This window comes from Candidatus Seribacter sulfatis (assembly GCF_964187635.1).
Taxonomy (GTDB): domain Bacteria; phylum Verrucomicrobiota; class Verrucomicrobiia; order Opitutales; family Seribacteraceae; genus Seribacter; species Seribacter sulfatis.
In genome coordinates this window covers 1-17,808 of the sequence record NZ_CAXLMO010000060.1, presented here as the reverse complement: position 1 = coordinate 17,808, position 17,808 = coordinate 1, and the positions used below count along the sequence as shown (strand labels likewise).

The window sequence follows — 17,808 nt, the reverse complement described above, 5'->3', positions numbered from 1 at the left end:
CAAGAACTAAATATGAGTGATATTGATCGTTACCTTGCACGCCAAGAGAATCTTGTTTTAGGCAAAAAACTAAAAATCCTGGTTTGGATTATTAGCGGAGCTGTTTTATTTTTGGTTAGCCTAATGAGGGAGGTTAAAATTGAACTTCCGGAGGGCACTGACCTTACTTTTCTTCCTCCGATTCATGCTGTCCTGAACAGCATTGCTGCGTTTTCTCTTATTATGGCAATTATTTCAATCAAGAGGAAATTAGTGATCCACCACCAAAGGTGGATTTATTTGGCGATGGCTTGCTCCTTTCTTTTTCTTCTTTCCTACGTTGCTTACCATTTCACCAGTGCAGAAACCTTATATGGAGATAGTAACAAAGATGGAATTGTAAGTGTGGAAGAAAAAAATGCGGTCGGTATCATGAGGATCGTTTATCTCGGGATTTTAATTACACACATTATTTTAGCTGCGATTAGTCTTCCTTTTATCCTGCTCACCTTTGTCTATGGGTTTACGAATCAATTCCAAAAACACCGTATTCTAGCCAAGAAAATCTTTCCGGTGTGGCTGTATGTCGCAGTAACTGGCCCAGTGGTTTACCTGCTTCTTCAACCTTACTATTGAGAGCTAGACTGCAGGAATTGCAAAGTGGAATACCTATTTATTCCTGCACCATTTCCCGATCGTAAAATCTTCATTTTTCTCGAGAGTTTCGGTACAATGGAAATCGTTTTTATAGGACGGGAAAAATGCATCACCGTCTTGGATTATTTGTGGGACCTCGGTGAGGTAGATTTCTTCACATTTGGGTAGGAACGCAGAATATATTTCACCTCCTCCAATAATAAAAACAGTCCGATCTCCAGCAGTGTTTTCAACTTCATCGAAAGATGTGAAAACCTTTGCGTTTTCAATTGAATGATTCGAGCGGGAGAGAATCCAGTTTTCCCGTCCCGGTAATAATCCAGGCAAAGAATCCCAAGTCTTCCTACCCATTACAATTATGTGCCCCATGGTTATTTTTTTAAACCACTTTAATTCACCGGGAATTCGCCAAGGCAAATCGCCCTTTTTTCCGATCACTCCGTTGAGTGAAACAGCTGCAATTGCTTTAATCTTTGCCATGATTTAAATCGCAATAGGTGCTTTTATTGCTGGGTAGGGGTCGTAGTTAATAAGTTCAAAGTCTTCAAATTTAAAGTCAGAAAGTTCCTCCTGATTTCCATGAATATTCATTTTGGGGAGTGTTCTCGGATTTCTTTCAAGTTGTAATTCTGCCTGTTCTTTATGGTTTGCGTATAAATGTAGATCTCCAAACGTATGAATGAATTCATAGGCTTGTAGACCACAGATTTTTGCAACCATCATTGTTAGAATGCTATATGAAGCGATATTAAATGGAACACCTAAGAATATATCAGCACTTCTTTGATAGAGTTGACAGCTGAGTTTTCCATTGGAGACATAAAATTGAAAGAGCGCATGGCAAGGGGGAAGAGCCATCAGGTGTAATTCGCCGGGGTTCCATGCACAAACAATATGCCTTCGGCTATCTGGGTTCGTTCTTATCGAGTGAACGACATCCTGGATTTGATTGACTAGTTTTCCGTCTGCTCTTTTCCAATTTGTCCATTGTGCGCCATAAACCGGTCCAAGATCTCCGTTTTTATCAGCCCATTCGTCCCAGATTTTAACCTGGTTATCATTTAAATATTTTATATTGGTATCTCCTTTCAGAAACCAAAGTAATTCATAAATAATGGAACGTAGGTGAAGCTTCTTGGTGGTTAATAGGGGAAATGTGGTATCTAATCTAAATCGTTCCTGTTCACCAAAAACTGACCAGGTCCCGGTCCCGGTTCTATCATCGCGATAATCCCCGTTTTCCAGAACTCTTGAGACAAGATTTAAATAATTCTTCATTTACAGTAGGATAAAAAAATTGTGGGTTGTAATTAAAGTTGAGGTCCCACCATTTATTTATATATGTTAGTGAAATGTCGAGAATTTCATTAAATAAAACTCCGATTATAATTCTTCTTAGTTTCTCGTTGTTTTCTTTTTGCTTTTCTCAACAACGGGCAAATGACTTTACCAAGCGTGTGCGATCTTTGGATGGTAGATTAAACCAAATGTCTTCGAAGAGATTATCTTCGAGTCGAATTAATTCTATTTCCACCCAACGTTTTTCTGTAAACGAATGGCCAAGCCGTTATTCTTCTTTTGGAGGGAGGAGATTTCCTGCACAAAATAAAAAAACCTGGGGAAGCGAGCGTTTCGATACAAAAATTATTGAAAATGAACTTTCTTCTAATCAAAAATTCGCTTCCGAGAACTTTGAAAGAGTTTCAAATATTGATGTAGGAAACAGAAGCCCCGCAGCCGCTTCGATTGAATTTCGAGATGCCGTTTACGCGGAACTAGATAAAAGAGTGGATGATATGATGAATAATGTAAATAACATGTCACTGCGCGATATTAATCGATTTCAATTTCGAAAAGGTCGATCCAGTGAACCAGGCTTTCCTGTACAAAAAGCAGGATCCAAAAATGTACCGATGGGTTCTTCCGAGCGAAGACTTGGAGAGTCTTCAGTACGTGGGGTAATCCCATCGGGTAAGGGAAATTCGGGTGCTAATCCAAGCAGTTACTGGCTCGGTCCTAAGAAAATGGTTTCTTCTTCAAATTCAGGCAAGGTTTCTCCGTCTGCATCTAGTCAGGCGAACTCTGTTCGAGTAAGTAAAAAATATGGTTCACCAATCAAGCCAGTACTTGGTCCCAAAAAAATTAGGGTGTCTAAAAAGTAAAGTAATTATTCACGCTTGCCACATTAATGCGTTTCATTAGTATAATCTGATTTTTAAATTTTAAACTTTGGACGGCTAGCTCAGTTGGTTAGAGCAACTGGTTTACACCCAGTAGGTCACAGGTTCGAGTCCTGTGTCGTCCACCACTTTTCCTTCTTTACTTCATGCGACATGTAATCTCCGTTCTGGTTGAAAACAAATTTGGTGTACTTGCCAGAATTGCCGGCTTGTTTAGTGGCCGGGGATTCAATATTGATACCTTAAATGTGGGGCCAACCCACCAAGAGGGCCGATCTAGGATTACAGCCACATTGAACGGTGATGAGAAAGCACTTGATCAATGCGTCAAGCAATTGGACAAGTTGATTGATGTGATTGATATTCAAAATTTCTCAGATAACGAGAGTGTAGGCCGAGAGTTAGTCATGATAAAAGTAAAAGCCAATTCGTCCAATCGCTCTGAAGTTACCCAGATTTGCGATGTATTTCGTGGGAAAATTATCGATGTGGCAAAAGAATCGTTAGTCGTGGAGGCAACCGGAAACGGTAATAAAATTGTTGCATTCATAGAATTGATCGAACCCTTTGGTATTATCGAACTTGCACGAACGGGAACAGTTTCCCTGCGACGGGGGCGAGCAGATCATTAATCGTCTTACATTTTCACTATATAAACAGTAACACAAAAAAATATACGGCCATGCCCGCTAAAGTATACACTCAAAAAGAGGCTAAAGTAACAGCCATTAAGAAGAAAACGCTAGCCGTTATAGGATACGGATCACAGGGACACGCACACGCGCTGAACCTGAAAGAAAGTGGGTGCAATGTCATCATTGGTCTATATAAAGGCAGTAAATCAATAAAAGTAGCGAAAAGACAAGGGTTTGAGGTGGTTGAAGTGGCGGAAGCTACCAAGAGAGCGGATGTTATTATGATCGGTGTTCCTGATATGAAACAAGCCGAAGTTTACGAAAAAGAAATCAAGCCCAATCTTTCCAAGGGAAAAACTTTACTTTTTACGCATGGCTTCGCAATCCACTTCGGCTTAATCAAGCCACCACGGGGTGTGAGTGTAATTATGGTTGCCCCGAAAGGACCGGGCCATGTTGTACGTTCTCAATTTAAAGAAGGGAAGGGCGTTCCTGCTCTGATCGCAGTTCTCAAAGGATCTTCAAAGGATTCAAAAGCAACCGCCCTAAGTTGGGCCGCAGGGGTTGGAGCCGCAAAAGCAGGAATTTTAGAAACCACCTTTAAAGAAGAAACTGAAACTGATCTTTTTGGCGAACAGGCGGTTCTGTGCGGAGGTGCATCAGCCCTAGTTGAAGCTGGTTTTGAAACCTTGGTGGAAGCCGGATACGCCCCAGAAATGGCTTATTTCGAATGCTTGCATGAACTGAAGTTGATTGTTGATTTGATGATTGAATCTGGCATCGCCGGGATGCGTTTTTCGATCTCAGAGACTGCAAAGTTTGGCGATGTAACCCGAGGACCTCGTGTCATTAACGGAAATGTTAAAAAGTCGATGAAGTCTATTCTTAAGGAAATCCAGTCTGGTAAATTTGCGAAGGAATGGGTCAAAGAATACGAGGCTGGTCTCCCCAAATACAATAAACTTCTAGAGGACGGTGAAAAACATCCTATCGAAGAAACTGGGAAGCGTCTGCGTGAGTTAATGTCTTGGATTCCAAAAAAGAACATTAAAGGAGCACAGGCTTCTTATTCCTAATATTCGATCCCGACTTTGCTTAGGCATGATTAGATCTTGCCCTGGCACATAATGCGGCATCACTTTTATGTCTGCCTCAACTAATAAGCTTGTTTTAGCAACAAGGAAAAGTCCTCTTGCCCTAAAACAGGCCAATTGGGTGGCTCAATTAGTAGAATCTGTCATGGGTTTAAATGTTGAACTTTCACCGATGTCAACCACGGGCGATCAGCAAGCTGATTGGTCGTTACAGGAGAAGGGTGGAAAGGGCTTATTTACAAAAGAATTAGAGGTCGCTTTACTGGAAGGACGAGCCGACCTAGCCGTGCACAGTGCGAAAGATTTACCGACGGAAAACCCAGACGGTTTAGTCTTGTCTGCATTTCCTGTACGTGAAGATCCCCGTGATGTCCTTGTTTTAAATGAGCAGGTAAAAGATCCTCAAATATTAGCTTCTGGAAGTCCTCGAAGAAGGGCGCAACTCCAAAAGCGATTTCCTCAAGTCAGTTGGAAGGAACTTCGCGGAAATGTGGAAACCCGTTTGCGTAAAATAGCAGTTCAAAGAGAGGCAGATGGAACAATTTTGGCAGCAGCAGGCCTTTCTCGATTGGGAATCAAGGAGTACCCGGGGTTGACCTTTAACAAATTGCCTATTGACGAGATGGTCCCTTCTCCCGGGCAGGCAGCAATCGCGATTCAAGTCCGCTCCAACGAATTAGACAAATTCTCAGTTCTTGATCATGAGGAGACTAGTCGAGCCGTTTTGCTTGAACGAGCTATTTTAGATCGTCTTGGAGGGGGGTGCCAGGTCGCACTTGGTGTTCATTTGGCAGGGAAGCAATTACATTTCTTCCATGAGGATTGTGGTATTCGCATTCTCGATATTCAGAATGATACGATTGAAATGATCATGGACAAAATTTTATCATGGCTGAAATAGAAAAAGAAAATGTAGGAACTGTGTTCTTGGTAGGAGCGGGGCCTGGAGATGTAGGTTTAATTACTCAAAAAGCGATTGAATTGATAAGTACTTGTGATGTGCTAGTATTTGACCACCTTGCCAATGCAGAATTACGCAAACGAGCGAAAAGTGACTGCGAACACATCGATGTAGGGAAAAGTCCAGGACGACATACGGTTGTCCAGGAAGAAATCGGTAAGATTTTAGTTAACCGAGCAAGAGCAGGGAAGAGGGTAGTTCGTTTAAAAGGAGGGGACCCATTTGTTTTTGGTCGATGCGCAGAAGAAATGATTGTGTTGGACCAGTCTAATATACCGTATGAAATTGTACCGGGTGTTACTGCTGCACTGGCTTGTGCGGCTTACGCAGGAATTCCTTTATCTCACCGAGAATATGGTTCTTCGATTTCGTTTTTAACCGGCCATGAAGATGTTGAAAAGGAATCTCTCCGGGTTGATTTCGCTAAATTTGCTGAAGTGGGAGGCACACTTTGTATTTATATGGGAATGGGTACGCTGAATGAAATAACGAAAAAATTATTGAAGGGTGGGCTTGCTCCAGATAAACCCGCCGCAATTGTAAGTCATGGTACTTTACCGACACAAAGAAAAATAATCAGCACACTAGGGAATTTAGTAAAGGACGCGACACGAGAGGACTTAAAGGCACCGGCAATTATTTTTATTGGGAATTCAGTTGGGCTGAGTGGCGAAAAAAATTGGTTTGAAAATAGACCATTGTTTGGAACCCGAATTGTTGTGACTAGACCGGTAAACCAGACGAGTCGTTTAAAGCTACTACTCGAAAAAAAAGGTGCTGAAGTTCTTGAACTTCCATTAATTAAGATATTACCCCAGGAGGATCGAAATTTAATTGCAGAAACTTTTACCGGAATCGCAACTTATGGATGGGTAATTTTTACTAGTGCCAATGGTGCAAAAGAGTTTTTCAAACTATTTTTCAAAGCGTTTAGTGATATTAGAAGCTTTGGTCCAATGAGAATTGCCTGTGTAGGGGAGGCTACTGCCGACGTAGTACGAAAGTTTAATTTGGAAGTGGAGTTAATCCCAAAGCGATCGACTGCGGAAGATTTGGCTCAAGAATTGGTGGCTACGAATTCTTTGGATAGTGCAAATGTGTTGGTCGTTGCAGGGAACCGCAATCGGGAAGTCTTGGTGGGCTTACTTGAGTCGATCGGTCATGCAATTGTAGACACTTTACCTATTTATCAAACTGACTTTGCGGATGTGCTTACTGCACCCGATCGTTCTGATTTTATTGAGAAAGGTGCTGATGCTATAGTTTTTGCAAGTTCCTCGGCCGCACTTTCTTACATCGAGCAAGAAGATGACTTGGTGCTTTCAAAGAATGCAAAAAAACCCATTTATTGTAGCTTTGGTACGCAAACGTCTGAAACTCTTCAGGAGAACGAACTTACTGTTGGAATTGAAGCTGCTGATTCAACTCTAGAATCAATGGTCGAATCTTTGGTGAATTATTTCAAAAAATAATTGTGAACAAAGCGGACTCTATATCAGTCAAGGTTTGCGGAATTACTGAAGCAAAAGACGCACGGTTCGCATTGGAACTGGGAGCGGATAAACTGGGATTTATTACATACGAGAAGTCACCAAGAAAGATAGATTTTGAAAAAGTTGAAAATATAAAATCAGAACTTTCTTTAAATGAAGAAAAAATGGTGGCGGTTGAAGTTGAGCCAACGATTGAACACCTAAAGAAAATAATGGACCAAGGCTTTGGTGTTTTTCAACTTCATTTTTCCTACGACTTATCCAGGGACTTGATTGGGCAATGGAGCCAATTAGTTGGAGCAGAAAACCTTTGGTTAGCACCAAGATTGCCCAAAGGTGTAAGTTTTCCAGAAGACTTGTTCTGCTACTCGGAAACTTTTTTAATAGATGCTTATTCCGAGAGTAAATTTGGAGGAACAGGAGAACGTTCAGACTGGAGAAGCTTTTCCTTATGGAGGGAAAAGTTTACGGCAAAAAATTGGGTTCTTGCTGGTGGGATTTCTCCATCAAACATTTCGAGTGCGATCGAGGAAACGCAAGCCCGTCATGTAGATGTGAATAGTGGGATTGAAAAATCACCTGGTATAAAAGACCTCGAAAAAATGACGGAACTCTTTCAGAAGGTCAGGCGAATTATATAGCAGGTAAGCCCGAAAATAGCACACTAATCCCAAACGACATTGGGACTAGTGAACTACATCGAAAAACTAGGAAAAATTAATCTTCCAGATCAAATCGATCAAGATTCATAACCTTATTCCAGGCAGAAACGAAGTCGTTCAAAAATGTTTGAGAGGAATCGTTCGAGCCATAGACTTCTGAAATTGCTCTCAATTGTGAGTTTGAACCAAATAAAAGATCAACGGATGTGCCAGTCCATTTAACTTCTTTGCTCACTAAGTCTTTACCTTCGAAAAAGTGATCGCACTTGGATGATTTTTCCCATTCAAGGTTCATGTCCAGTAAATTCACAAAAAAGTCGTTGGTTAATGTCCCGGGTTTGTCTGTGAATACACCTAAGTCAGAATTATCTGAGTTGGTGTTAAGAACTCTTAATCCACCAATCAAAACGGTCATTTCTGGTGCGGTGAGGGATAACATATGTGCTCGATCCACAAGAAGTTCTTCGGTAGACCTGACCGGTTTTGCCTGAAGGTAATTTCTAAATCCATCTACTTTTGGCTCAAGTACAGAAAACGATTCAATATCAGTTTCCTCTTGTACTGCGTCCGTTCTTCCCGGGGAAAATGGGACTGTTATTTTTTGTCCTGCATTTTGGGCTGAATCTTCGATTGCGGTACAACCAGCGAGGATGATAATATCAGCAACAGATACCTTCATATCACCGGATTGGGAGTTATTAAAATCAGACTGAATTTTTTCCAATGCCTGAATAACTGATGAAAGTTCAGCGGGTTGATTAACGGCCCAATTTTTCTGAGGGGATAGTCGGATCCGGGCTCCATTTGCCCCTCCTCGCTTATCAGTAACACGGAAAGTGGACGCCGATGCCCATGCAGTTTTAACCAGTTGTGAAATGGAAAGAGCTGAGTCTCGAATCGTAATCTTTAATGCATTGATTTCTTCTTCTCCAATTAATTCATAGTTAACTGCCGGGACTGGATCTTGCCATATAAGTGTTTCATCGGGAACCAGTGAACCAACAAACCTAGACTTCGGGCCCATATCACGATGGGTTAGTTTATACCATGCTTTTGCAAAAGCATCCCCAAACTGATCCGGGTTTTCATGAAAACGCTTCGAAATAGGTAAGTATGCGGGATCTTCTTTCAATGCAATATCCGTTGTAAACATCATCGGGGCGTGTTTCTTGGCGGGATTATGAGCATCCGGGACAGTGTCTTTTGCGGATTCTTCCTTGGGGGTCCACTGATGTGCTCCTGCAGGGCTTTTGGTTAAGACCCAATTATAACCAAATAGATTCTCAAAGTAATTATTGTCCCATTTAGCTGGCTCGGTTGTCCAGGCACCTTCCAATCCACTGGTGATAGTGTCTTCGGCATTTCCTTTACCAAAACTGTTTTTCCATCCAAGGCCTTGTTCTTCTGTACTCGCACCTTCGGGTTCTGGTCCTACATATTGATCAGGGTCAGCAGAACCATGAGCTTTACCAAAAGTATGCCCACCTGCAATCAAGGCAACAGTCTCTTCATCATTCATCGCCATTCTAGCAAAGGTTTCACGAATGTCTTTAGCTGCTGCGATGGGATCAGGGTTACCATTTGGGCCTTGTGGGTTAACATAAATTAGGCCCATTTGAACAGCACCAAGTGGTTCCTCTAATTCCCGGTCTCCCGTGTATCTCTCATCTCCAAGCCATTCGATTTCTGGTCCCCAATAAATGTCCTCTTCAGGTTCCCAAACATCGGCACGGCCTCCAGAAAATCCAAATGTTTTCAAGCCCATTGATTCAATGGCACAATTACCAGTTAAGATCATAAGATCTGCCCAGGAAAGTTTTTTTCCGTACTTCTGTTTTACGGGCCACAATAACCTTCTTGCTTTGTCCAAATTTCCATTGTCAGGCCAACTATTTAGCGGAGCAAATCGTAAAGTACCGGATGCCCCACCTCCTCTGCCGTCATGAATGCGGTATGTACCCGCGCTATGCCAGGCCATGCGGATAAAGAAGGGTCCGTAGTGACCATAATCAGCTGGCCACCAATCCTGAGAGGAGGTCATTAAAACTTCGATGTCATTTTTAACCGCATTCAAGTCCAAAGTTTTAAATTCCTCTGCATAATTAAAATCCTCACTCATTGGGTCGGAAAGAGAAGAATTTTGATGCAGGATCTTTAGGTTTAATTGGTTGGGCCACCAATGTTGGTTTGCGGTTGTTCCAACAGCACTATGGGCGTGCGCTCCACCAAGTACTGGACATTTAGATATATTTTCTGACATAATAAATTGTTTGTGTGAGATTTAAATACTGAACTAGATAATAAGTATTTGGTATAGAAGTGGATGTTTTTAATGCAAATCTAAAAATTCATTTTAGCTATACTTTTTACTGAATTTTTTTAGCAGCTGCGTCGAATCCAAAAAATGGATGGGTGGATCTTCACAATCTCGATTAGACCCGTTATTTAAATTTCTTAGCCAGCTTGGCCAATTGGTTGGGGTCCATGTCATTCATATCTGGCATACCACCTCCGCCACCAAGAGCACTCATCATTTTTTTCATTTTTCCACCCTTCATTTTCTTCATCATTTTTTGCATTTGTGAGAATTGCTTAATGAGTTGATTCACATCCCGAATTTGAACGCCTGAACCATCTGCAATTCTTTTGCGCCTCGAACCGGCTATAATCCTTGGAACTCGTCGTTCTTCTTTGGTCATCGATAAAATTATGGCTTCGTGTCGTGCCAGGGATTTCTCTTCTTTGTCTCCTACTTGAATATTTCCCATTCCTGGAAGCATCTTCGCAATTGACCCCATTGATCCCATTTTTTTCATTTGCCTCATTTGAGAAAGAAAATCGTCAAAGTCGAATTCCGCCTTAAGCATTTTCTCCGCCATGCGCATTGATTCTTCTTCATCGAGGTGTTCCTGTGCCTTTTCGACAAGAGATACAACATCCCCCATACCTAAGATTCGGGAAGCCAGCCGATCCGGATGAAAAACTTCAAATTCATCAATTTTTTCGCCAACCCCCATGAATTTAATCGGAGCACCAGTTACTTTTTTCATGGAAAGTGCGGCACCCCCGCGGGCGTCACCGTCCATTTTGGTAAGAATTATACCAGTAAGATCCAACCGTTCATGAAAAGTCTTAGCAACATTGACTGCTTCCTGTCCAAGAGCGGCATCAGCAACGAGGAGAATTTCGTGGGGATTGATTTGTTTTTTTAAATCTTCTAACTCCTGAACGAGCTCGTCATCGATTTGCAATCTGCCTGCCGTATCAAATATGACTAGATCGGACCCATTTTTCTTCGACTCCTCCCAGCCATTTCTTGCAATATTGGGAACATTTTTACTAGTTCGGTCTAGATAGCATGGAAAATTTTCGTTTTTTGAAAGGATTTCTAATTGGTCAATTGCAGCGGGTCTATAAATATCACAGGCTACAAGCATTGGTTTACGCCCGTCCTTTGCCAATCTTTTAGCTAATTTAGCTGAAGTGGTGGTTTTACCCGCACCATGTAAACCTACCATCATTACCCGAAGAGGTTTATCCTCTTTTAACTGCGTGGATCCTTCACCGAGTAATTTAACAAGCTCGTCATTGATTATCTTGACGACCTGTTGCCCAGGAGAGACTGACTTCAGTACCTCCTGACCCAGGCAGGCTTGCTTTACTTCTTCTACAAATTCTCGTGCAGTTCTAAAATGAACATCAGCCGAAAGAAGAGCTTTTCTCACTTCTCCTAATGCTTCACTGATATTATCTTCAGAAAGTTTTCCAACGCCCCTCAAGTTTCGTAGGGTATGGCTTAATTTTTCAGTTAATGATTCAAACATAATTACCGTCCATCATGCCAATTGAAGATGGCTTCGGAAAGTAAAAATTAAGAAATTTCTTTCCTCATTGCAATTGTAGTAGTTTTGGGCATATTTAGACCTTTTTACATTGTTACAATGAAAATTCTTGTCGCGGACCGTATCTCCCCATTAGGTGTGGAGTTTTTGCAAAAGCAGGATGGTTTTGAAGTAGTTGAAGCCTACGGATCATCTCCAGAAAAATTGCTAGAGATTTCCAAGGATGTTTCTGCAATTATTGTCAGGAGTGATACCAAGATAACTCCCGAAGTAATTACTGGTGCAACCAAATTGAAAGCGGTCGGGCGTGCCGGAGTGGGAGTGGACAATATTAATATCGAAGCAGCTACCGAGGCGGGAGTTATTGTAATGAATACGCCTGGTGGCAACACGATTGCTACCGCAGAATTGACTTTTACACACATGCTCTGCAGCACCCGTCCAATTGTTCGTGGTGTAACGAGTATGAAAGAGGGATTATGGGAAAGGAAGCAGTTAAAGGGTGGCGAATTAAGATTCAAAACTTTAGCGGTTCTTGGATTGGGTCGAATCGGGGTTGAAGTTGCAAAAAGAGCGAAGGCATTTGAGATGAATGTAATTGCCTATGATCCTTATTTGACCGAAGAGCGAGCGAACGAACTTGAAGTAGAAAAAGTTGAACTAGAAGATGCTTTTATCCGAGCGGATTATATAACCGTCCATATGCCTCTGACGAAAGACACCAAGGATATGGTGGATGAGGTTGCCTTTTCTCAAATGAAGGATGGAGTACGAATTTTTAATTGTGCTCGGGGTGGTATTATCAAAGAGAGTGCACTCGCAGGAGCTTTAAAAAGTGGAAAAGTGGCAGTTGCAGGATTAGATGTTTACGAACAGGAACCGCTTCCAGAGGATCATGAGTTTCGCGGTATTGAGAATTTAAATTTAACTCCCCACTTAGGTGCATCCACTGCCGAGGCACAGGAAAGTGTTGGGGTTGAAATTGCGGAAGCAATTGCGGAGGTTTTGCAAGGAGGTCGTATTAGAAATGCGATTAATATGCCCTCGATTGATCCAAAAGACTTAATTACATTAAGCCCATATCTTGACCTTTGTCATCGATTAGGAAGTTTTGCGCGTCAATCAGCACAGGAAAATATTTCTTCAATTCATATTACTTTTTGGGGAGGAATTGTTGATTTTGACGCGGTTCCTTTAACCCGGGCTGTTCAAAAGGGCTGGCTTGCTGGGCTTGCCGGAGATGAGGGAATCAATGATGTGAATGCACCGCACAAGATTAAGGCTTTAGGAATAAAGCTAGAAGTTACAAAATCCTCATCGGTGGTTGATTATAACGAATTAATTGAGGTGAAAACTGTTTCAAGTGATGGAACAGAAAGATCTGTGAAAGGAACACTTCTTGGCAAAGCAAATGATCCTCGGATCGTGGAGGTTGACCAGCAAGCTATTGAAGTTCGTCCAGTTGACCTTTTATTAGTTGTTCGAAATGTTGATAAACCTGGAATTGTAGGAAAATTGGGAACAATTTTGGGCGATCGAGGTGTTAACATTGCCAATATGTCGTTGAGTCGAGCGGATTGTGGCGAACTTGCATTAACAATTTGCGAACTTGATGAGGAACCGGATGAAGGTGTGCTTCGCATACTGGAGGCAGATTCTGATATCAGAGAGGCAAGAATTTCCCGACAAGGCTAGCTCGAATACCTTGATCCTTTTTTATTTTAAATATGCTTTCAGTTGAAACTGTTGGAGTTGCCTTAGTCGGCTATATCTTGGGTTCAATTCCATTTGGAGTCTTGGTTGCCAAGCGGTATGGGGTAGACATTTTCTCCGTGGGGAGTGGTAATCCAGGGGCAACTAATGTACTAAGAAGTGTAAGTAAACCGGCGGGATATTTTGTATTTTTTATGGATTTCATGAAGGGATTGATCGCCACCACATGGTTTCTTTTTCCATGGATTTCTTTTTCCGGAGATTCGACTCTTGGATTGTGGGGATTGCCCGGTGCCGTCCTTGGGCATACCTATCCCATATTTACTCGCTTTCGCGGAGGAAAAGGAGTTGCTTCCACAATGGGAGGATTGCTTGGGGTGATGCCAGGTTGTTTATTCTTAGGGTTGGTCACATGGGTCATTATCTTTTTTTCAACCCGCTACGTTGCACTTGCTTCAATTGGTTTTGGGGTAAGTCTTCCAGTCTGTGCGATTGTAATTGCTTGGTCTAACGAAGACTCTTCCGGTGTAATGGGAATGGTTACGTTGGCTTTTATAATAATGGCTTGGATTGTATGGAGACACCGTTCGAATATCATCCGTCTTCGTGAAGGAACTGAAAATCGTTTTCAGAAAAAAAATAAAATTTAAAACTATTTCTACTAAGTTTGTTATGAATGAAAAAAAAGTCTTACGAGTTGGTATTCTTGGTTTCGGTACTGTGGGACAGGGAACATGGAAGCATTTAGTAGAAAACGAAAAGGCATGGGAGAGAATTCTTGGAGTCCAACTCATTCCGACCCGTGCTTCTGTTCGTTCGTTATCAAAAAAAAGAGCGTTCGCAATAGATCCAACATGCATAACCACAGATTCACTTTCGATTGTTGAAGATCCTGATATTGATATTGTTTGCGAACTAATAGGAGGAATTGAAGAAGCAAAAAAGTTGACCCTCCGAGCCTTTAGCATGGGGAAATCAGTAATAACGGCCAACAAAGCATTAATTTGTGATCATGGTGATGAATTATTTAAAGCGGCAGAAAATGCTGGTGTTCGTTATGCCTTTGAGGCCAGTGTTGCCGGTGGAATTCCGATCATTAAAGTTCTTCGTGAAAGCTTGGTCGCGAATGAATTTCCGTTGATTTACGGAATAATGAACGGCACCTCTAATTATATCCTGACTCGAATGGAAAATGAAGGAGCCACCTTTGATGATGTACTGGGAGATGCCCGTGAGTTAGGCTATGTGGAAGCGGATGAAGCTTTAGACTTAGATGGGGTTGATGCAGCCCATAAAGCGGTTATCCTTGGCTACCTTGCCCATGGGATGTGGATTGATTTAAAAGACACTACGGTGGAGGGAATTCGTAGAATTTCAAATGAAGATTTAGCCGCTGCCCGGGATCTAAATTGTAAGATAAAATTAATCGGAGTAATTCGCCGAAGCTTCGAGCAAAATTATGTTTCCGTTGGAGTTTACCCAGCTTTAGTTCCGATTAATGAAATTATCGCCCAGACAGATGGAGTTTTTAATGGAATTAGTCTGACAGGAACAGTTGTGGGAACAGTTGTTCTGACGGGCAGGGGAGCAGGGCAGGACCCCACAGCCGGTTCCGTAATTAGTGATATTGTGGATGTGGTTAAAGGCATGCAGGGCAGTGCATTACCTCCCAAGCTTTTACATGTAACTCCAGATGAATGTAAACCGGCACCTTCTCAGGAAATTTCAGGTTGTTTTTATTTGAGGCTAAGTGTGGACGATCGTCCCGGTAAATTAGCAAAGGTGGCTGAAAATTTAGCAGTCCATGGAATCAGTCTTGCCACAGTTTCTCAGACTCCAGACGAGAAAACTAAATCGGCATCGATTATTTTAACTACTCACCAAACTAATGAACACTCTATTGGATTAGCAATCGATTCGTTAGAACAATTAGATGGTGTAAAAGAGAAGCCAGTTTTATTTCGTATGTTTGATCCCAATTGTTTTGAAGAAAAATGAGTATCGTTGTACAGAAGTTTGGCGGCACATCGGTAGCCGATGTTGACTGCATTAAGCGGGTTGCGAAAAGGGTTAAACGCACATTAACCGAAGGTAATCAAGTGGTGGTGGTGGTCTCTGCCCGAGCTGGCGTAACCAATCAGTTAATTGAACGGGCAAGTGCAATTTTAAAAAACCCGACTGAAAGAGAGATGGATGTTTTAATGACTTGCGGTGAACAAGAAACCATTGCCCTGATGACTCTTGCACTCCATGCCTTAAAGGTACCGGCGGTTTCCCGGACTGGATGGCAGGCAGAAATTATTACGGAAGGAATCCATACTAAATCCCGTATTCGAGAAGTAAGAGGGGGGGATATTCGTAAGCAATTACGGGCGGGTAATGTAGTGGTAGTGGCAGGCTTTCAGGGAGTGAGCGATCATGGAGATGTTACTACTTTTGGACGGGGCGGATCTGATCTAAGTGCAATTGCCCTTGCCGGTGCATTACGTGCCAAAAGTTGTCAAATTTTTACCGATGTGGAAGGAGTCTACACCGCAGATCCTCGTATCGTCCCGAATGCATGCAAAATGCCGGCCATTAATTACGAGGAGATGCTTGAATTAGCAAGCAGTGGCTCTAAGGTAATGCAAACACGGGCAGTAGAATTTGCCCAAAAACATAACATTCCATTTGAAGTTCGCTCAACCTTTTCCAACAAAACAGGAACGACCGTGAAGAAAAAAGTAAAATCCCTCGAGGATACACTAGTTAGTGGTGTAGCCATTGATAAAAATCAAGTAAGATTAAGTATTACCGAATTGCCTGACCGACCGGGTGCAGCCGCGGCAATTTTTAAGATTATGTCCGAAACCGATGTGGTGGTAGACATGATTGTTCAGAATGTTGCTCGTAATGGAAAGGCAAACCTTACCTTTACAGTTCCTACTGAAGACGCCTTCCGGGCAGAAAAAGCCCTAAAGGCTCATTTCCTGGACCAGTCCGCTGGTAAACTTGGAAAAAGTACAAATATTGCTAAAGTTTCTGTTGTCGGCGTGGGAATGCGTTCCCATTCTGGTGTAGCCTCTAAATTCTTTGAAGCACTTGCCAATGCAGGAATTAATATGTTGATGATTAGCACTTCTGAAATCAAGATTTCAGTCGCGGTTAATCCTGATAATGGAGATGATGCAACGAGGGTTGCTCATCAGGCATTTGATTTAGGAAAGTAGGAGAGTTTATTTAATGAGATTCGTCAGTACCCGAGGGCAGGCGGGTTCGGTAAGCTTTTCAGAAGCAGTAGCTCAGGGATTAGCTCCAGATGGAGGTCTCTACTTACCGGACGAATTTCCTGATATTACTTCTTATCTTTCGGATTGGGAGAACATGAGTTATCCAGATTTATGTTTTTCTTTTTTTCGTTTATTTGCTTCCGATATAGAAGAAAATAATTTGCGGGAATTAGTGAAGGATTCCTATTCTCGTTTTTCTCATCAGGAGATTGCTCCCATTGTTTCATTGAAAAAGAATTTAAAAATCCTAGAGCTTTTTCATGGACCCACTTTAGCATTTAAGGACTTTGCTCTTCAACTCCTTGGAAATATTTATGAAGAACAAATTAAAAAAAATGGAAAACCTTTAACGATACTAGGTGCCACTTCTGGAGATACTGGAGCGGCTGCGATTGCCGGACTTTTGGGGAAAAAAGGAGTAACGGTTTTTATTTTATTTCCGGACGGAAAAGTTTCCCCTTTACAGGAAAGACAGATGACCTGTACGGAGGCAGATAATGTTTATCCATTGGCAATAGAAGGAACTTTTGATGATGCTCAACGAGCAATTAAAGAGATTTTTTCAGATCTTGAATTTAAGAATAAAGTCGGGCTTTCTGCGGTTAATTCAATTAATCTCGCCCGGATACTTGCCCAATCCGTGTATTATCTTTTCGCTTGGCTACAGTTAGAAAAGCACGAACGTGAGAATACAACATTTGTAGTTCCAACAGGAAATTTTGGGAATGTTTTTGCTGGTTGGCTGCTAACCAAAATGGGCTTGCCCATAAAAGGGTTTCGCGTGGCAACAAATCAGAATGATGTCTTACATCGCCTCTTTCAATCTGGTGAATATTCGCTCGAGAATGTTTCTCCAAGTCTAGCACCTTCAATGGATATTCAAGTGGCTTCTAATTTTGAAAGGCTGCTTTATTTTATTCTTGGAGGAGATTCAAAAAAACTCCGTCAAGTAATGGCAACCTTTAGTGAAAAAGGAAAATATTCTTTCGAGCATTTCAAAGTGGATGGTTTCACGAGTTCTTCAGTTTGTGATGAAGAACTACCACAAATTATTAAGCAGGTAATGGACGAATATGGCTACCTGGTGGACCCGCATACTGCCTGTGCTTTTAAAGATCTAGATTCGTCTGAAAAATACCTCATTCTTGCCACCGCACACCCTGCCAAGTTTCCCAGTGTTTATCAAAAAGCATCACTACCTACTCCCACCTCAACAACCCTGGAAGAATTGAGTGGAAAAAAGAGTAAAAAATATTTTGTGGATGCTGATCCAGAAGCAATCAGAGCTTTTATTGAAGAGCATCTTGATTAAAGCGGTTCTTG

General features: G+C 41.9%; 16 protein-coding genes and 1 tRNA gene. 13 read left to right on the top strand and 4 right to left on the bottom strand.

The window, feature by feature from the left end; all coding sequences use genetic code 11:
- The first annotated feature begins 12 nt into the window (after nucleotides 1-12).
- On the top strand, nucleotides 13-615 hold the full coding sequence (locus tag ACKPQ5_RS06550) for a DUF420 domain-containing protein (protein WP_407678299.1): 603 nt from the start codon (nucleotides 13-15) through the stop codon (nucleotides 613-615).
- A gap of 33 nt (nucleotides 616-648) precedes the next feature.
- Here ACKPQ5_RS06550 and ACKPQ5_RS06545 read toward each other — a convergent pair whose 3' ends face one another.
- On the bottom strand, nucleotides 649-1,116 hold the full coding sequence (locus ACKPQ5_RS06545) for a dihydrofolate reductase (RefSeq protein WP_407678298.1): 468 nt from the start codon (nucleotides 1,114-1,116) through the stop codon (nucleotides 649-651).
- Between the two features lie 3 nt (nucleotides 1,117-1,119).
- Nucleotides 1,120-1,914 (bottom strand): thymidylate synthase, encoded by a 795-nt coding sequence (locus tag ACKPQ5_RS06540; protein ID WP_407678297.1) that lies wholly within the window; start codon nucleotides 1,912-1,914, stop codon nucleotides 1,120-1,122.
- A gap of 74 nt (nucleotides 1,915-1,988) precedes the next feature.
- On the opposite strand from ACKPQ5_RS06540, the gene ACKPQ5_RS06535 reads away from it, so the two are divergent.
- From ACKPQ5_RS06535 to ACKPQ5_RS06505, 7 genes are all read left to right on the top strand, one after another.
- On the top strand, nucleotides 1,989-2,798 hold the full coding sequence (locus tag ACKPQ5_RS06535) for a hypothetical protein (protein WP_407678296.1): 810 nt from the start codon (nucleotides 1,989-1,991) through the stop codon (nucleotides 2,796-2,798).
- 69 nt (nucleotides 2,799-2,867) lie between these two features.
- Nucleotides 2,868-2,944 (top strand) — tRNA-Val (locus tag ACKPQ5_RS06530).
- An 18-nt stretch (nucleotides 2,945-2,962) separates the two neighbouring features.
- Nucleotides 2,963-3,448: an acetolactate synthase small subunit gene (gene ilvN / locus ACKPQ5_RS06525; protein WP_407678295.1), complete on the top strand. Its 486-nt coding sequence runs from the start codon at nucleotides 2,963-2,965 to the stop codon at nucleotides 3,446-3,448.
- A gap of 50 nt (nucleotides 3,449-3,498) precedes the next feature.
- Nucleotides 3,499-4,527 carry a ketol-acid reductoisomerase gene (gene ilvC / locus ACKPQ5_RS06520; protein ID WP_407678294.1) on the top strand — a complete coding sequence of 343 codons (1,029 nt, stop codon included), beginning with the start codon at nucleotides 3,499-3,501 and terminating at the stop codon, nucleotides 4,525-4,527.
- Between the two features lie 67 nt (nucleotides 4,528-4,594).
- Nucleotides 4,595-5,446, top strand: a complete 852-nt coding sequence (gene hemC / locus ACKPQ5_RS06515; protein ID WP_407678293.1) for a hydroxymethylbilane synthase — start codon at nucleotides 4,595-4,597, stop codon at nucleotides 5,444-5,446.
- On the top strand, nucleotides 5,434-6,978 hold the full coding sequence (gene cobA / locus ACKPQ5_RS06510; protein ID WP_407678292.1) for a uroporphyrinogen-III C-methyltransferase: 1,545 nt from the start codon (nucleotides 5,434-5,436) through the stop codon (nucleotides 6,976-6,978). The genes hemC and cobA overlap by 13 nt, the downstream gene beginning before the upstream one ends.
- A 2-nt stretch (nucleotides 6,979-6,980) precedes the next feature.
- Nucleotides 6,981-7,640 (top strand): phosphoribosylanthranilate isomerase, encoded by a 660-nt coding sequence (locus tag ACKPQ5_RS06505; protein WP_407678291.1) that lies wholly within the window; start codon nucleotides 6,981-6,983, stop codon nucleotides 7,638-7,640.
- Between the two features lie 76 nt (nucleotides 7,641-7,716).
- Here ACKPQ5_RS06505 and katG read toward each other — a convergent pair whose 3' ends face one another.
- Together katG and ffh are read right to left on the bottom strand one after the other, a co-directional pair.
- Nucleotides 7,717-9,921, bottom strand: coding sequence for a catalase/peroxidase HPI (gene katG / locus ACKPQ5_RS06500; RefSeq protein ID WP_407678290.1), 2,205 nt, complete (start codon nucleotides 9,919-9,921; stop codon nucleotides 7,717-7,719).
- 181 nt (nucleotides 9,922-10,102) lie between these two features.
- Nucleotides 10,103-11,485: a signal recognition particle protein gene (gene ffh / locus ACKPQ5_RS06495; protein WP_407678289.1), complete on the bottom strand. Its 1,383-nt coding sequence runs from the start codon at nucleotides 11,483-11,485 to the stop codon at nucleotides 10,103-10,105.
- 117 nt (nucleotides 11,486-11,602) lie between these two features.
- Between ffh and serA the strand changes: the two genes are divergently transcribed.
- Genes serA through thrC form a run of 5 tightly spaced genes read left to right on the top strand, consistent with a single transcriptional unit; the run spans nucleotide 11,603 to nucleotide 17,797 of the window.
- A complete protein-coding gene (serA, locus tag ACKPQ5_RS06490; protein WP_407678288.1) occupies nucleotides 11,603-13,198 on the top strand; it encodes a phosphoglycerate dehydrogenase in 1,596 nt (531 codons plus the stop codon).
- Between the two features lie 32 nt (nucleotides 13,199-13,230).
- The gene (plsY, locus tag ACKPQ5_RS06485; RefSeq protein ID WP_407678287.1) at nucleotides 13,231-13,866 is read left to right on the top strand and encodes a glycerol-3-phosphate 1-O-acyltransferase PlsY; all 636 of its coding nucleotides are present in this window, start codon (nucleotides 13,231-13,233) and stop codon (nucleotides 13,864-13,866) included.
- 22 nt (nucleotides 13,867-13,888) lie between these two features.
- Nucleotides 13,889-15,214, top strand: a complete 1,326-nt coding sequence (locus tag ACKPQ5_RS06480; RefSeq protein WP_407678286.1) for a homoserine dehydrogenase — start codon at nucleotides 13,889-13,891, stop codon at nucleotides 15,212-15,214.
- A complete protein-coding gene (locus ACKPQ5_RS06475; RefSeq protein WP_407678285.1) occupies nucleotides 15,211-16,425 on the top strand; it encodes an aspartate kinase in 1,215 nt (404 codons plus the stop codon). The genes ACKPQ5_RS06480 and ACKPQ5_RS06475 overlap by 4 nt, the downstream gene beginning before the upstream one ends.
- Before the next feature lie 13 nt (nucleotides 16,426-16,438).
- Nucleotides 16,439-17,797, top strand: a complete 1,359-nt coding sequence (gene thrC, locus ACKPQ5_RS06470; RefSeq protein WP_407678284.1) for a threonine synthase — start codon at nucleotides 16,439-16,441, stop codon at nucleotides 17,795-17,797.
- Nucleotides 17,798-17,808: the final 11 nt, after the last annotated feature.

Bases quoted from the DNA above. Each gene is read 5' to 3' on its own strand.
- ACKPQ5_RS06550 (WP_407678299.1), top strand. From the start codon at position 13: ATGAGTGATATTGATCGTTACCTTGCACGCCAAGAGAATCTTGTTTTA.
- ACKPQ5_RS06545 (WP_407678298.1), bottom strand. From the start codon at position 1,116: ATGGCAAAGATTAAAGCAATTGCAGCTGTTTCACTCAACGGAGTGATC.
- ACKPQ5_RS06540 (WP_407678297.1), bottom strand. From the start codon at position 1,914: ATGAAGAATTATTTAAATCTTGTCTCAAGAGTTCTGGAAAACGGGGAT.
- ACKPQ5_RS06535 (WP_407678296.1), top strand. From the start codon at position 1,989: ATGTCGAGAATTTCATTAAATAAAACTCCGATTATAATTCTTCTTAGT.
- ilvN (WP_407678295.1), top strand. From the start codon at position 2,963: ATGCGACATGTAATCTCCGTTCTGGTTGAAAACAAATTTGGTGTACTT.
- ilvC (WP_407678294.1), top strand. From the start codon at position 3,499: ATGCCCGCTAAAGTATACACTCAAAAAGAGGCTAAAGTAACAGCCATT.
- hemC (WP_407678293.1), top strand. From the start codon at position 4,595: ATGTCTGCCTCAACTAATAAGCTTGTTTTAGCAACAAGGAAAAGTCCT.
- cobA (WP_407678292.1), top strand. From the start codon at position 5,434: ATGGCTGAAATAGAAAAAGAAAATGTAGGAACTGTGTTCTTGGTAGGA.
- katG (WP_407678290.1), bottom strand. From the start codon at position 9,921: ATGTCAGAAAATATATCTAAATGTCCAGTACTTGGTGGAGCGCACGCC.
- ffh (WP_407678289.1), bottom strand. From the start codon at position 11,485: ATGTTTGAATCATTAACTGAAAAATTAAGCCATACCCTACGAAACTTG.
- serA (WP_407678288.1), top strand. From the start codon at position 11,603: ATGAAAATTCTTGTCGCGGACCGTATCTCCCCATTAGGTGTGGAGTTT.
- plsY (WP_407678287.1), top strand. From the start codon at position 13,231: ATGCTTTCAGTTGAAACTGTTGGAGTTGCCTTAGTCGGCTATATCTTG.
- ACKPQ5_RS06480 (WP_407678286.1), top strand. From the start codon at position 13,889: ATGAATGAAAAAAAAGTCTTACGAGTTGGTATTCTTGGTTTCGGTACT.
- ACKPQ5_RS06475 (WP_407678285.1), top strand. From the start codon at position 15,211: ATGAGTATCGTTGTACAGAAGTTTGGCGGCACATCGGTAGCCGATGTT.
- thrC (WP_407678284.1), top strand. From the start codon at position 16,439: ATGAGATTCGTCAGTACCCGAGGGCAGGCGGGTTCGGTAAGCTTTTCA.